Raw genomic sequence first — 13,646 nt, forward strand, 5'->3', positions numbered from 1 at the left:
GGCGGCTCAGGCCCGTGCGGCGGTGATGGCGGCGAACAGCGGCCCCGTCTCCGGGTACTGCTTCGAAAAGGCCGCCCACAGGCGCGTTTCCATTTCCTTGCGGACCTGGTCGCGCTCGCTCTTTTGCATGGGCGTGAACACGATGCCCAGCTTCTTCAGTTCCTCGATGGCCTGCAGGCCTTTTTGCGTGCCGATCTCGCGCTGCTGCAGCGTCGAGTCGTTGGCGGCCTTCATGAAGGCCGGGCGCAGCGCGGCGGGGATCTTGTCCATGGCGCGCTTGCCGGCAATGCACACCATCGGGCTGAACAAGTGCTCGGTCATCCAGCAGTACTTGACGACCTCGTTGAGCTTGCTCGCCAGCACCGTGGCCGCGTCGTGCTCGAAGCCATCGACCACACCCGTCTGCGCCGCCATGTACAACTCGCCGAAAGAAATGGGCGTGGGGATCGCGCCCATGATCTTGAAGGTCTCGATGAAGGCCGGCGTGGGCAGCACGCGCAGCTTGACGTTCTTGACGTCGGCCAGCGACTTCACCGGCTGCTTGGTGTACACGTTGCGCGCGCCATAGTGCGCGCCCCAGGTGACGACCTGGCAGCCCGTGCTCTTGAGCAGCATGTCGTTGAGCTTGGCGCCCACGCCGCCGTCGAGCGCGCGGGCCGCGTGCTCGTAGCTGTCGAACACATAGCCCAGGTCGAGCATGCCGAGCTGCGGCGTCACCGTGGCCCAGATCGACGAGCCCGTGAGCATCATGTCGACCGAGCCGACCTTCACCTGCTGCACCACGTCGCTTTCCTTGCCGAGCTGGTTGTTCGGAAAGTAGTCGATGCGAATCTGGTCGCCCACCGCCTTCTTCAGGTTCGCCTGCATGAGCTGCGACCACGCGAAGTGCGACGAATTGAGGTCGGCCACGTGGGACGACGACAGGCGCAGCACCACGGTCTTGCCTTGTGCGGCAGCGCTTTGCGAAAGGCCCGTGGCCGCCATCGCGAGCGACAGCGCCGACGATGACTGGACGAACTGGCGGCGTGAAATCGGGTGCATGGTGTTGTCTCCTGTGGGTCGATTGCCCATTTGTGGCTCGTTTGGTGGAACGATTTACTGTATCGATACACAAGAACCCCGACAATGCCGTTCCGGTAGGTGTTTTCCTTCGTAAACAAGGTAAAGACCACCCCGCGCGAAGGCAGAATGGAAAAAAGCCAACGGACGCTCATGACCACATCGACACCTGAAGCCGCCCGCGCCTACGCCATCGAGATGCATGGAGACCAGAAGTACGGCGTGCATCCGTACGTGCATCACCTCGACGCCGTGGCCGCCCTGCTGCAGCCGTATGGAAAGCAGGCGCAGGTCATCGGCTTTTTGCACGACGTGGTCGAGGACACCGACGCCACGGTGTCGGACGTGCAGGAGCGCTTCGGCGATCTGGTGGCGCGGTGCGTTTCGCTACTGACCGATGCGCCCGGCGCCAACCGCAAGGAGCGCAAGGCCAAGACCTATGCGGCGTTGGCCCTGGTGACCGGTGACGAAGAACTGGCCCTGGTGGTCAAGGCAGCTGACCGGCTGGCCAATGTGCGCGCCTGTGTCGCCGATGGGCACCGCGCGCTGTGGGACACCTATCACGGCGAGCACCCGACCTTCAGGGCGGCGGCGTTTCGCGCGGGGCTGTGCGATCCGCTGTGGGCGGAGCTGGACACCCTGCTCTCGCCCGCACACATGCCTGCAGCCTAGGCTTTGCCGCGCGGGCTCGAAAACACCATCACCCCGTCATCCACCGCCCCGAAGCGCAGGCTCATCAGGTCGCGCGCGTAGTTCTGGTACAGCCGCCACGGCGCGCGCGAGCCCTGCTTGGGAAACTTGCCGATCGAGCGCTGCACATAGCCCGAAGAAAAATCGAGCCATGGCTCGGCCACCAATGCCGGGTCGGTGTTGTGGGGCGTGCATTGGCGCCAGCCGTGCCTGTCCATGTGGTTGAGCACGCGGCAGACGTACTCGCAGGTCAGGTCGCATTTCAAGGTCCACGAGGCATTTGTGTAGCCGAACGACGACGCCAGGTTCGGCACGTCGCTGTACATCATTCCCTTGTAGTTGAAGGTCGCGGCCGGATTGACGGGCACGCCATCGATGTCGAGCGCGATGCCGCCCAGCACCTGCAGGTCGAGCCCGGTGGCGGTGACGATCAGGTCGGCATCGAGTTCCTGGCCCGACTTCAACCGGATGCCGCGCGGCGTGAAGGTGTCGATGTGGTCCGTCACCATCGACGCCCGGCCGGCGTTGAGCGCCGCGAACAGGTCGCCATCGGGCACGAGGCACAGCCGCTGGTCCCACGGGTTGTAGCGCGGCGTGAAGTGCGTGGCGATGTCGTAGTCGGGCCCGAGGGCCTGCCGCACGCCGCCCAGGATCATCTGCTTCGCGCGCTCCGGCTTGCGCCGCGAGAGGCGGAAGAACAGCATGCTCAACAGCACGTTCTTCCAGCGGGTGATGCCGTACGCGAGCCGGTCCGGCAGGTGGCGCCGCAGCCGGTTGGCAATCGGGTCTTCGGCCGGCCGCGACACCACGTAGGTGGGCGAGCGCTGCAGCAGCGTGACGTGCCCGGCGGTCTTCGCCATCTCGGGCACCAGCGTCATCGCGGTGGCGCCGCTGCCGATCACGACCACACGCTTGCCTGCGTAGTCGAGGTCTTCGGGCCAGTGCTGCGGGTGGACGATGCGGCCGGCGAAGTCGGCCGTGCCCGCAAAGTCGGGCGTGTAGCCGGCCGCGTAGTTGTAGTAGCCGCTGCACATGAAGAGAAAGTTGCAGCTCATGCGGACCGGCTCGCGCTCGGGGCCGCGCTCCACGTCCACCCACCATCGCGCCTCGCCCGTGGACCACGAGGCGCGCACCACGCGATGGTTGAAGCGGATCTTCGCGTCGATGCCATGGTCCTTCGCGGTCTCGCGCACGTACTTCAGGATCGACGGGCCATCGGCAATCGCCTTGGCCTGCGTCCACGGCCGGAACGAATAGCCCAGCGTGTACATGTCCGAATCCGAACGGATGCCCGGATAGCGGAAAAGGTCCCAGGTGCCCCCGCTGCGCTCGCGCCCTTCGAGGATCGCGTAGCTGCGGCCGGGGCAATTCACCTGGAGGTGGTAGGCGGCGCCGATGCCCGAGAGGCCGGCGCCTACGATCAAAACGTCGACATGTTGTTGCTGTTCTTCCTGCACCGATATGTCTCCTCAGTCGTTGTTGTCGTCTCTCGCACTTTCTCTTGCGGGGGGATCGGCAGGCCGCCCCCGGATCATCCGCCACGCACTCAGCGCACTGAGCACCGCTAGCCCGGCACTCAGCAGCATCACCCACCGAAAGCCCGCCACGAACGATTCAGCCACGGCGCGCTTGATGGCGGCTGCCGTCGCGGCATCGACACCCGGCGGCATCGCCGCACCGGCCAGCTTGCTGCGCTCGCTTTCCAGAAATGCTGCTACCTGCGCCGACACGCCCATCTCGCGCAGGTTGTGCGCCAGCGCTGCATCGAAGGCCCAGGCCATGACCGCGCCGAACACCGCGATCGCCAGCACGGCGGCCGCGCGCGACACGGCGTTGTTCACGCCCGAGGCCACGCCCGCCATCTCGGGGCCGACCGCATTCATGACGGTGGTGGTGAGCGGCGCCACCGTCACCGTCATGCCGAAGCCCAGCACCACCACGGCGGGCAGGAAGCCGCTCCAGTAGCTTGCGCCGACGCCCGGCAATGCGAACAACGCAAAGCCCACGGCCGCGATGGAAGGCCCGACGACCAGCGGCATGCGCGGCCCGAAGCGGTCGACCAGCTGCCCGGCCCAGCCCGACAGCGCGAACATGATGAAGATGAACGGCAGCAGCGCCGCGCCTGCCACGGTGGCCGAATAGCCCTGCACCTGGATCATGTTGAGCGGAAAGAAATACAGCCCGCCGCCCAACGCGGCGTAGAGCAGCAGCGTCAGCAGATTCGCACCGCTGAAGTTGCCGATGCGCAGCAGGCCCAGCGGCAGCATCGGCGTGCGGGCCTTGCGCTCGACCGCGATGAAGCCCGCGCTCCCGACGATGCCGATGCCCAGCGCCGCGAGCACGGCCGGCGAGTTCCAATGCTGCGTGGGCGCCTCGATGAAGGCATAGACGATGCCACCCAGCGCGGCCGTGGCCAGCAGCGCGCCCGAGAGGTCGAGGCCGCCGCGTGCCGAGGCGCCCCGGCTCTCGGGCACGTGCCGCCAGACGATCCACAGCACCAGCAGCGCCATCGGCACGTTGATGAGAAAGGCCCAGGTCCACGAGAAGTGATCGACCAGGAAGCCGCCCAGCACCGGCCCCACGGCCGCCGTGATGCCGCTGAAGCCCGACCACGTGCCGATGGCCTTGCCCCGCTCTTTCTCAGGAAAGGCGGCGCTGATGAGCGCCAGGCTCCCCGGCACCAGCAGCGCGCCACCGATGCCCTGCGCCGCACGCGCGGCGATGAGCTGGTGGACCGTGGCCGAGAGCGCGCAGGCCACAGACGACAAGGCGAAGATGCCGACGCCGATGGCGAAGATGCGCCGGCGCCCGTAGTGGTCGCCCAGCGCGCCGCCCACCAGCAGCAGTGCGGCAAGCAGCAAGGCATACGACTCGACCACCCATTGCGCCTGGAAGGCCGTGGCGTGCAGATCGGACTGGATGGCCGGCAATGCGACGTTGACCACCGTGCCATCGATGAAGGCCATGCTCGAGCCGACGATGGCCGCGGCCAGCACCCAGGGCTTCGAGGCGTCGGGGCAGGCGCTTTCTTGCGGCCCGGCAGCATGCAGGATCAGCGTGTCGTCGCAGGGCGCCTTGCCGATCTGTGCCATGGTTGCCGGGCTCCGATCTGTCTAGTCGGTTTCGGTCTGGCCCCTTCCCCCTCGGGGGGAAGGTTGGGATGGGGGCATCGTCCAAATGGGCGCTGCGCATCGTTGCGCGCCGTCGTGCCCCCACCCCTGCCCTCCCCCAGAGGGGGAGGGAGAAAGAAATATCAAAGCAGTCAGAGCGCGCATGCCGTAGCAGCCGGGTTGGCCTGCGCGGTGCTCACGCTGCGCGCCATCGCGGCAGCCGCCGCAGCGGTCACGCGCTGGGCGCCCTGCGCCACCGCATCCATGCCACCACCCACGGCCTCGCCGAGCCGCAGTTGGCAGACCAGCGTGCGCGCCTCGTCGGAGCGCCGCAGCGTCCAGCTGAAATCGGCATCGACGCGGCCGCCATCGACGGCGTCGAACTGGCGCAGTTGCACGGCGATGCGCCACACCGGCTGCGAGGTCTGGCGGCCGCCCTTGGTCACGTCGAGCGCGCCGAGCCGTCCAGCGATGCCGGACGAGAGCGCATCGCGCAACTCGTTTTCGAAAGAAGAGGCCCAGCGGTGCTGCTCCAGTACTTCGACCTGCACGCTGCCGTTGGGCTGGCGCACCACCATCTGCGGCCGTGCGAGCCGCTCGGGCACGGCCACCGGTGCCAGCTCGATGTAGAGCGGCTTGGCGCTGGCCAGCGTCGATGGCGCAGCGTCGGCGGCAGCCACCGGGCTGGCGAGCGTGTAGTAGCTGTCGGGCTTGCTCGCGCAGCCTGCGAGTGCGGTCAACGCGACCACGCCGGCGGCGGCGAGCGCGGGTTTTCCGAAGGCGTTTCCGAATGCGAAGGTCTTCTTCATTTCTTGTCGTCCGGTTTGCCGCGCAGCAGCGACTCGGGATGGCGTTCGAGGTAGTCGGTCAGGATGCGCACAGAGCCCGCGGCGCGCGTCAGCTCGCGCAGCGTCTGGCGCATGTCCTGCTGCAGCGGCGAATCGTCGGCCAGCGTGCGTTCGGCCGTGTTGACGGTCTTGCGCACGTCCTTCATGGCGGCGGCCAGCTCGGGCGTCACGTCGCTGTTGATGCGGTTGACGGTCTGCTCGGTGGCGGTCAGCGTCTTGTTGAGCGTGGCGAGCGTCGTGCGCAGGTCGCCCGCGATCTGCTCGTACGGCACCTTGTTGAGCTTGGTCGCGATTTCCTGCACCTGCGACTGGATTTCGTCGAGGCTGTTCGCCACCGTGGGCAGCTCGATCGGGTTCTTCGTCACGTCGACCTTGACCGGCGGCGCCTTCGGGAAGAAGTCGAGCGCCACGTAGACCTGCCCGGTCAGCAGGTTGCCGTTGCGCAGCTGGGCGCGCAAGCCCTTCTCGGCCAGGAAGCGCAACCGCTCCTGCTGCGTCGAGCGCGACTCGGTGCCGGTGGCATTGCCCTCGCGGCGCCGCAGGCGGTCGGGGTAGACCTGCACCAGCACCGGCATGCGGAACTCGCGCTCGGCGCGGTCGAACTCGACGCCGATGGATTTCACCTCGCCGATCACCACGCCGCGGAAGTCCACCGGTGCACCCGGCGTGAGGCCGCGTAGCGACTGGTTGAAGTACATCAGCAGCGTCTGCGAAGGACCGTCGGGCTCCTTCATGGCGGCGGCCTCGTCCTGCGCCAGCGTGAACGAGGCATTCGCCTTGGCCAGCGGCCCCATCGCGTCGTCGGGCGCCTGGAAGGCGATGCCGCCGAGCAGGATGGTCGCCAGCGACTGCGTGCGCAGCGTGAAGCCGCTGGCGCTGAGTTGCGCGTCGATGCCGCTGGCCTGCCAGAAGCGCGTGTTCATGCCGACGAACTTGTCGTACGGCGCATTGATGAAGACGCGGATCGTCACGCCGCGCCCGTCGCCATCGAGTTCGTAGGCGGCCACCTGCCCGACCTTGACGCGCCGGAAGTACACCGGCGAGCCCACGTCGAGCGAGCCGATGTCATTGGCGCGCAAGAGAAACTGCTGGCCCGAGTCGTCGCTCGTGACGATGGGTGGGGTTTCGAGCCCGGTGAATTCGCCCGAGGTTTCTTTCGACACGCCCGCGTCGGCGCCGATGTAGGCGCCCGACAGCAAGGTGCCCAGGCCCGAGATGCCCGAAGTGTCGAGCCGCGGCCGCACCACCCAGAAGCGCGAGTCTTCGGCGGTGAAGCCCTCGGCGTCCTTGTTGAACTGCACCAGCACGCGCACGTGCGAGCGGTCGCGTGCCAGCCGCAGGTGCGTGACGAGGCCGATCTGCACGTCCTTGTACTTGACGGCGGTCTTGCCGGCCTCCAGGCCTTCGGCTGTCTTGAAGGTCAGCACGACCTCGGGGCCGCGCTCCATCAGAATGCGCGCCACCAGCGTGATGCCGACCAGCGCCGCCACGATGGGAATGAGCCAGATCAGCGAGGGCAGCCACTCGCGCCGCCGCGCCACGCGCGGCCGGGGCAGCGCAGGCGGCACGGGAGGCGCCGGTTTGTCCTGGGGTTGCGATTCGTCTTCACTCATGCTGGTTTCTCATCCCTGTTGTCCTGTCCCTGTGCAATGGCTGCGGCCTGCGCTTTGAGCGCCTGTTCTTCCTTGCTGTCCCATGTGAGCTTCGGATCGAAGCTCAACGAAGCCAGCATGGTCAGCACCACGACCGAGCCGAACGCCGCGATGCCCACGCCCGCCGTGATGACGGCAAACCCCTGGATCTGCACCAGCCCGGTCAGCAGCGACACCACGAACACGTCGAGCATCGACCAGCGGCCGATGATCTCGATGATGTGATAAAGCTTGGCCCGCTCTTGCCGGCGCCAGGTGCTGCCGCGCTGCGCCAGCACCACCAGCAAGAACAAGACCGCCAATTTGAACAGCGGCACCAGAAAACTGGCAATGAAGACGATGGCCGCGAGCCCGTAGGCCCCGGAGACCCAGAAATAGATCACGCCACTCAAAATGGTGTCGTACTGCGCGCCGAACAGCGTGCGCGTGATCATCACCGGCAGCAGGTTCGCGGGGATGTACATCACGCAGGCCGCGATCAGGAAGGCCCAGGTGCGGTTCAGGCTTTGCTGCTTGCGGCCATGCAGGTGCGTGCCGCAGCGGCCGCAGGCGTCGCCCTCTTCGGCGTCGCGCCAGACGGTTCCGCAATGCGGGCAGGCCAGCAGGCCGAGCGAGGCGGCCGTGGCCACTGGTGCGGCGCCCTCGCCTGCGTCGTCGTGGCCGGGCGCCTCGCGCGACATGCGGGTGAACAGCGAACTCATGCCGGCGTCTCCGGCTCGCCGCGCGGGCGGAAGGCCATTTCCCAGAATGCGCCGGGGTTGAAAGACAGCACCGATGTCAGCGTGACCGTGAGCGCCACGAAGGCCCACAGCGCCGGCCCCGGCACCACCGTCGCCATGCTCGAAAGCTTGACGATGGCCACCAGCACGCCGAGCAGAAACACCTCGATCATTCCCCAGGGCCGCAGCGACTGCATCGACCGCACCAGCAAGGCAAAGCCCAGCGGCCGGTGCTCGCGACTCAGCGGAACCAGCAGGTAGGCCAGGATGCACAGCTGCAGCAGCGGAAAAAGAATGGTCGTGGCCAGCACCAGCAAGGCCACCACCGACATGCCCTCGGCGCTCAATGCCACCACCGCGCCGGCCAGCGTGGTCTGGCTGCGCAGGCCCTGCAACTCGATCTCGACGATGGGAAAAAGGTTGGCGATGGCGAACATGATCAGGCTCGCCACCGTCAGCGGCAGGATGCGCTGCTGCTGCGAACCGGTGTGCCGGTCGAGCTCGGTGCCGCAGCGCGAGCAATGCGCCACGTCGCGCGGACGCAGCGGCGTGCGGGCATAGACCGCATCGCAACCCGGGCAAACCACTGTGTCAGGTACTTCCTTCATAGGTCAGCACCCTAACTCATTCAGGCGGCGTGGCTTGTCGTCTTGAGGCGCAGCGTGCTGAAGACTGCGGCCACCGCGGCACAACTTGCCGCCAGCACCAGGGCCACCACCGGCCCATGCCCGCCATGCGGGCTCCAGAGGCTGAACACCGCCGCAAGCACCACCGCGCCCAGCGTCTGCCCGGTCAGCCGGGCCGTGCCCAGCATGCCGCTGGCCGCACCACTGCGGTGCGCCGGTGGCGAGGTGACGATGGTGTGGTTGTTGGGCGACTGGAACAGCCCGAAGCCCAGCCCGCACAGTGCCATGCGCCAGGCGATGTCCGCATTGCCCGGATGTGCCGGCAGCGCCGCCAGCAATGCGAGCCCGGTGGCCAGCAGCGCCAGGCCGATGCCGCCGAGCAGCCCGTCGGGGTAGCGGCCGATCAGCCGCCCGGCGATGGGCGCCATCACCACGATGGCGAGCGGCCACGCGGTGATCAGCAGGCCGGCCTCGATGTGGCTGCGGCCATACACGTCGAGCAACAGGAAAGGCAGCGCGATGTAGGCCAGCATCTGGGCACAGAACGCGGCGACCGAGGTGCCCATCGACAGCGCGAACACCGGAATGCGCAACAGGTCGATGGGGAAAAGCGGCACCGCCTGCTTGCGCTGGCGCCGCAGGTAGACAAAGCCCACCACCAGTCCGGCCAGCAGAATGCCCCAGGCCGAGGCCTGCGAGCCGCCCGCCTCCACCGCGCCTTCGCGCACGCCGAGGCGGTCGACGCCCAGAAACACCAGAGAGAACATCAGCACGTTGAGCGCCACGTCGACCGGCGAAAACCGCAGCCCGGCCGCCGGCGCCACGCGATTGAACGGCAGCGCCTTCATGCCCAGCACGAAGGTGATGATGCCCAGCGGCACGTTGATGGCAAAGAGCCAGGGCCACGAGGCCACCGACAGGATGGCCGCCGCCACCGACGGCCCGGCCACCGACGACGTGGCCACCACCAGCGAGTTGATCGCCATGCCCTTGCCCAGTTGCGACGCGGGATAGGTCAGCCGCACCAGTGCCGCGTTCACGCTCATGATGCCCGCCGCCCCCAGCCCCTGGAAGGCGCGCGCCGCGATCAGCGTGCCCAGCGAATTGGCGAAGGTCGCGGCCAGCGAAGACAGCGTGAACACCGCCATGCCCACGAGATACACACGCCGGTAGCCCACCAGGTCGCCCAGCGAGGCCAGCGGCAGCAGCATCACCAGCGTGGCGATCTGGTAGGCGTTGACCACCCAGATCGCCTGCGACGGGCTGGCCTGCAGTTCGCGCGCGATGCCCGGCAGCGCGAGGTTGACGATGGTGCCGTCGAGCACCGCCACGATCAACCCGAGGATGATGACCAGCATCGCCCAGCCCCGCTCGGGCGATGCCAGCCCGTCGATGGGCTGGCGGTGAGAAGAGTCTTCGGCCACCGGTCGTGCGGCGCCTGCGGATGCGGTGTTCATCAGGCTCGTTGCGCCTCCTGCGCTGCTTCGGCGCGCGTGCCGCCCAGCGTGAGCCAGGTCAGCACCAGCGCGATGAGCGCGCCGGCAGCCATGCCGGCCACCATCGGCAGCGGACGGCCGTCGGTGAAGAGGCCGACCACCGCCATGGCCAGCGCGCCGGTCAGCATCTGCAGCGTGCCCAGCAGCGCCGAGGCCGTGCCGGCAATGGCACCGTGCATTTCGAGCGCGAGCACGCCTGTGGTGGGAATCACCAGGCCCATGAAGCCGGACGCGATGAAGTACAGGACGATCAGCACCCAGATGTTGTCGCCGCCCGTCGCGAAGTAGATGAACATCGCGACCATGGCCACGCCGCAGCACACCACGCCGAACTTGACGAGGTTGACCAGCCCGAAGCGCTCGCCCAGCGTCCCGGTGAATTGCGAGGCCGCGATGAAGGCCGCCGCGTTCACGCCGAAGGCCACGCTGTACATGGCGGGCGACAGGCCGTAGTGGTCGATCATCACGAACGACGAATTGGCCAGGTAGGTGAAGAAGCCCGCCATCGCAAAACTGCCGATGAACACCAGCCCGAGGTAATGCCAGTCGCGCAGCAGCAGCCAGTAGGCGGCGAGCGCGCTGCCCAGGCTGCTTTCGACACGCTCCGAGGCGGGGCGCGTTTCGTCGAGCAGCTTGACCATCATCGCCAGGCCCGCCACCGCCGCGATGGTCACGGCCCAGAACACGCCGCGCCAGCCGGCGAATGCGATCACGAGGCTGCCCGCGAGCGGCGCCAGGATCGGCGACACGCTGAACACCAGCATCAGCAGCGACATCAGCCGCGCCGCGTCGGTGCCGGTGTGCAGGTCGCGCACCACCGCGCGCGGAATCGCCATGCCGGCCGCCGCGCCCAGGCCCTGGACGAAGCGCAGCACGATCAATGTCTGGATATCGGTTGCCAGCGCGCAGCCCACGCTGGCCAGCGCGAACAGCACGAGGCCCGCATACAGCGGCGGCTTGCGGCCGACCATGTCGGAGATCGGCCCGTACAGCAACTGGCCCGCGCCCAGCGAAAGAAAGAAGGCCGTGAGGCTCATCTGCACCGCGCCGATGTCGGCTTGCAGGCTCTGCCCGATGGCGGGGAGCGCCGGCAGGTACATGTCGATGGCGAATGGCCCGATGGCCGAAAGCAGGCCCAGCAGCAGGGCCATCTTGAAGAAAGGAGAAGAACGCATTGGACCGATTGTCGCCAAGGGCGGCAATCGGTGCAGGCGTGGGGTCGGGCACCCGGCAGTCAGGCGCCGGTGCTAATTCTGGGCAAAGAAACGGTTGGCCGGACGCGGCAGGCCGAGGTTTTCGCGCAGGGTACGACCTTCGTATTCACGCCGGAAGATGCCGCGCCGTTGCAGCTCGGGCACCACCTTGTCGACGAAAGCGTCGAGCCCGCCGGGCAGCCATGGGAACATCACGTTGAAGCCGTCGCAGCCTTCGCTGTCCAGCCATTCCTGCATCTCGTCGGCAATGGTCTGCGGCGTGCCGACGAAGGCCAGCCCGCCATAGCCGCCGAGCCGCTGGGCCAGTTGGCGCACCGTAAGGTTCTCGCTGCGGGCCAGCTCGACCACGCGGGCACGGCCGCTCTGGCTGGCGTTGGTTTCGGGCACCTCGGGCAAGGGCCCGTCGGGGTCGAACTTCGAGGCATCGTGCCCGAGCGCGATGGACAGCGAGGCGATGGCGCTGTCGTAGTGCACGAGGCTGTCGAGCCTTGCGCGAATGCCGCGCGCTTCTTCCAGCGTGTCGCCGACCACGACGAAGGCGGCCGGCAATATCTTCAGGTGGTCCGGCTCGCGGCCGATCGCGCGCATGCGGCCTTTGATGTCGGCATACAGGCTGCGCGCCGCGGCCAGCGTGCCCGGCGCGGCGAACACGGCCTCGGCTGTTTCGGCCGCGAGCTGCCGCCCTGCTTCCGAGGCGCCGGCCTGCACGATCAGCGGCCAGCCCTGCACCGGCCGCGCGATGTGCAGCGGGCCGCGCACCGACAGGTGCTTGCCCTTGTGGTTCAGCACATGCACCTTGGCCGGGTCGAAGAAGCGGCCGCTTTCGGCATCGCGCTCGAAGGCATCGTCGGCCCAGCTGTCCCACAGGCCGGTGACCACGTCGTAGAACTCGCGGGCGCGCACATAGCGCTCGTCGTGTTCCATGTGGTCGTCGCGGCCGAAGTTCAGCGCGGCGTCGGGGTTGGAGGTGGTCACGATGTTCCAGCCCGCGCGGCCTTCGCTCAGGTGGTCGAGCGATGCGAAGCGGCGCGCCACGTGGAACGGCTCGTCGAAGGTGGTCGAGGCCGTCGCCACCAGGCCAAGGTGCTTCGTGTGCTGCGCCAGCGCCGACAGCAACGTGAAAGGCTCGAACGACGTGACCGTGTGGCTGCGCTGCAGGGCCTCGATCGGCATGTTGAGCACGGCCAGGTGGTCGGCCATGAAGAAGGCGTCGAAGCGGCCACGCTCCAGTGTCTGCGCCAGCTGCTTCAGGCGCTCGAAGTTGAAGTTGGCGTCGCGCCAGGCACCCGGATAGCGCCACGCGCCGGTGTGGATGCTGACCGGCCGCATGAACGCGCCCAGCCGCAACTGCTTGCTGGCGCTCATTTGCCGGCGGGCCAGAACACCAGCGCGCGCAATTCGATGCTACGGCGCGGCGGCGCCTCGGGCGCGCCGTTCGGGTCTTCGAAGGCGGTGTGCGCGGTGAAGCGTGCGGTGCCGTCCTCGCGCGAGTCGTAGATCTTCAGCAACAGCGCTTCATCAGGGCGCAGCCTTGGAAACCAATACCAGCTGTGGTTCGGGTTGTAGGTGAACGAATAGGTTTCGCCGACCTTGTCGGGGTAGACCAGGTCGCTCGGCACCATGTCCTCGAAGGCGATGGAACGCGCATCGCACAACGCGAGCGGCAGCCGCTCGACTGTGGCCAGCGGCCGCCACAGGTTGATGATGGCAAAGCGCTGCTTCAGGCGCGCCTCGGCCTCTTCAGGCGGCAGGTGGTCGCGCACGCGGCGTGGCGCGGAAACGAAGGTCTGGTCGTTGTGCACGCGCCGCACCGGCTCGCGCAGTTCGGCCGTGCGGCGCGAACCTTGCGCGCTGTCGCGCAGGGTGTGGTCGAACACCACGATTTTTTCGGCGCCCGTGATGTCGCGCAGCAAGGCTTCGGACTCGCGGTAGTAGATGTCGCGGATGGTCGCGTCATGCGAAAAATCGGCCACCACGCTGCGGTGCGAAATCTGCGTGAAGCCGCTGCGGTCGAGCGACAGCTCGTTCAGCGCCACCAGCGGCCGGCCGTCGCGAATGCTCACGCGGTGCGGCTCCAGCGTGCCCGTGACCCACGGCACGCCGGGCGGTGGCTCGAAGGTGTAGCTGACGGGCCGGCCCTCGCCGGCCTTGAGGTAATTGACCTCTGCCTCCACCGAAGGCAGCGTTGCGGCCAGCATCTGGCCATTCGATCCGACGCTCATGCGGCGTGTC

The 13,646-nt window shown here is 67.7% G+C and carries 12 protein-coding genes; 1 reads left to right on the top strand and 11 read right to left on the bottom strand.

The annotated features are described in order from the left end of the window. Nucleotides 1–6 precede the first annotated feature (6 nt). Nucleotides 7–1,041 (bottom strand): TRAP transporter substrate-binding protein, encoded by a 1,035-nt coding sequence (locus BLQ28_RS13875; protein ID WP_093240123.1) that lies wholly within the window; start codon nucleotides 1,039–1,041, stop codon nucleotides 7–9. Nucleotides 1,042–1,212: 171 nt separating this feature from the next. Here BLQ28_RS13875 and BLQ28_RS13880 point away from each other — a divergent pair, with 171 nt between their 5' ends. After that, a complete protein-coding gene (locus BLQ28_RS13880; RefSeq protein WP_093240126.1) occupies nucleotides 1,213–1,731 on the top strand; it encodes an HD domain-containing protein in 519 nt (172 codons plus the stop codon). Here the strand turns inward: BLQ28_RS13880 and BLQ28_RS13885 are convergent. From BLQ28_RS13885 to BLQ28_RS13930, 10 genes are all read right to left on the bottom strand, one after another. After that, entirely contained in the window at nucleotides 1,728–3,212 is a 1,485-nt protein-coding gene (locus BLQ28_RS13885) for a flavin-containing monooxygenase (RefSeq protein WP_093240128.1), read from the bottom strand. The two genes, BLQ28_RS13880 and BLQ28_RS13885, sit on opposite strands and share 4 nt — an antisense overlap. A 6-nt stretch (nucleotides 3,213–3,218) precedes the next feature. Next, a complete protein-coding gene (locus BLQ28_RS13890; protein WP_093240131.1) occupies nucleotides 3,219–4,841 on the bottom strand; it encodes an MFS transporter in 1,623 nt (540 codons plus the stop codon). 170 nt (nucleotides 4,842–5,011) lie between these two features. Then, nucleotides 5,012–5,668 (bottom strand): PqiC family protein, encoded by a 657-nt coding sequence (locus tag BLQ28_RS13895; RefSeq protein WP_256327290.1) that lies wholly within the window; start codon nucleotides 5,666–5,668, stop codon nucleotides 5,012–5,014. Next, entirely contained in the window at nucleotides 5,665–7,320 is a 1,656-nt protein-coding gene (locus BLQ28_RS13900; protein ID WP_093240134.1) for a PqiB family protein, read from the bottom strand. The genes BLQ28_RS13895 and BLQ28_RS13900 overlap by 4 nt, the downstream gene beginning before the upstream one ends. After that, the gene (locus tag BLQ28_RS13905) at nucleotides 7,317–8,039 is read right to left on the bottom strand and encodes a paraquat-inducible protein A (protein ID WP_093241661.1); all 723 of its coding nucleotides are present in this window, start codon (nucleotides 8,037–8,039) and stop codon (nucleotides 7,317–7,319) included. The genes BLQ28_RS13900 and BLQ28_RS13905 overlap by 4 nt, the downstream gene beginning before the upstream one ends. A 17-nt stretch (nucleotides 8,040–8,056) precedes the next feature. Continuing rightward, nucleotides 8,057–8,686, bottom strand: coding sequence for a paraquat-inducible protein A (locus BLQ28_RS13910; protein ID WP_093240136.1), 630 nt, complete (start codon nucleotides 8,684–8,686; stop codon nucleotides 8,057–8,059). 20 nt (nucleotides 8,687–8,706) lie between these two features. Next, nucleotides 8,707–10,161 carry an MFS transporter gene (locus BLQ28_RS13915; protein WP_093240139.1) on the bottom strand — a complete coding sequence of 485 codons (1,455 nt, stop codon included), beginning with the start codon at nucleotides 10,159–10,161 and terminating at the stop codon, nucleotides 8,707–8,709. Continuing rightward, the gene (locus tag BLQ28_RS13920) at nucleotides 10,161–11,375 is read right to left on the bottom strand and encodes a multidrug effflux MFS transporter (protein WP_176801117.1); all 1,215 of its coding nucleotides are present in this window, start codon (nucleotides 11,373–11,375) and stop codon (nucleotides 10,161–10,163) included. The genes BLQ28_RS13915 and BLQ28_RS13920 overlap by 1 nt, the downstream gene beginning before the upstream one ends. Nucleotides 11,376–11,447: 72 nt before the next feature. Continuing rightward, nucleotides 11,448–12,779 carry an LLM class flavin-dependent oxidoreductase gene (locus tag BLQ28_RS13925; RefSeq protein WP_093240141.1) on the bottom strand — a complete coding sequence of 444 codons (1,332 nt, stop codon included), beginning with the start codon at nucleotides 12,777–12,779 and terminating at the stop codon, nucleotides 11,448–11,450. After that, complete coding sequence (locus BLQ28_RS13930) at nucleotides 12,776–13,636, bottom strand: CmcJ/NvfI family oxidoreductase (RefSeq protein ID WP_093240144.1); 861 nt, start codon at nucleotides 13,634–13,636, stop codon at nucleotides 12,776–12,778. The genes BLQ28_RS13925 and BLQ28_RS13930 overlap by 4 nt, the downstream gene beginning before the upstream one ends. Nucleotides 13,637–13,646: the final 10 nt, after the last annotated feature.

Source organism: Variovorax sp. EL159, from assembly GCF_900100965.1.
Taxonomy (GTDB): Bacteria; Pseudomonadota; Gammaproteobacteria; order Burkholderiales; family Burkholderiaceae_C; genus Variovorax.

Excerpts from the sequence above, each read along its gene's own strand:
- BLQ28_RS13900 (WP_093240134.1), bottom strand. The coding sequence starts at position 7,320 with ATGAGTGAAGACGAATCGCAACCCCAGGACAAACCGGCGCCTCCCGTG.
- BLQ28_RS13895 (WP_256327290.1), bottom strand. The coding sequence starts at position 5,668 with ATGAAGAAGACCTTCGCATTCGGAAACGCCTTCGGAAAACCCGCGCTC.
- BLQ28_RS13890 (WP_093240131.1), bottom strand. The coding sequence starts at position 4,841 with ATGGCACAGATCGGCAAGGCGCCCTGCGACGACACGCTGATCCTGCAT.
- BLQ28_RS13915 (WP_093240139.1), bottom strand. The coding sequence starts at position 10,161 with ATGAACACCGCATCCGCAGGCGCCGCACGACCGGTGGCCGAAGACTCT.
- BLQ28_RS13875 (WP_093240123.1), bottom strand. The coding sequence starts at position 1,041 with ATGCACCCGATTTCACGCCGCCAGTTCGTCCAGTCATCGTCGGCGCTG.
- BLQ28_RS13925 (WP_093240141.1), bottom strand. The coding sequence starts at position 12,779 with ATGAGCGCCAGCAAGCAGTTGCGGCTGGGCGCGTTCATGCGGCCGGTC.
- BLQ28_RS13905 (WP_093241661.1), bottom strand. The coding sequence starts at position 8,039 with ATGTCGCGCGAGGCGCCCGGCCACGACGACGCAGGCGAGGGCGCCGCA.
- BLQ28_RS13910 (WP_093240136.1), bottom strand. The coding sequence starts at position 8,686 with ATGAAGGAAGTACCTGACACAGTGGTTTGCCCGGGTTGCGATGCGGTC.
- BLQ28_RS13930 (WP_093240144.1), bottom strand. The coding sequence starts at position 13,636 with ATGAGCGTCGGATCGAATGGCCAGATGCTGGCCGCAACGCTGCCTTCG.
- BLQ28_RS13880 (WP_093240126.1), top strand. The coding sequence starts at position 1,213 with ATGACCACATCGACACCTGAAGCCGCCCGCGCCTACGCCATCGAGATG.
- BLQ28_RS13920 (WP_176801117.1), bottom strand. The coding sequence starts at position 11,375 with ATGCGTTCTTCTCCTTTCTTCAAGATGGCCCTGCTGCTGGGCCTGCTT.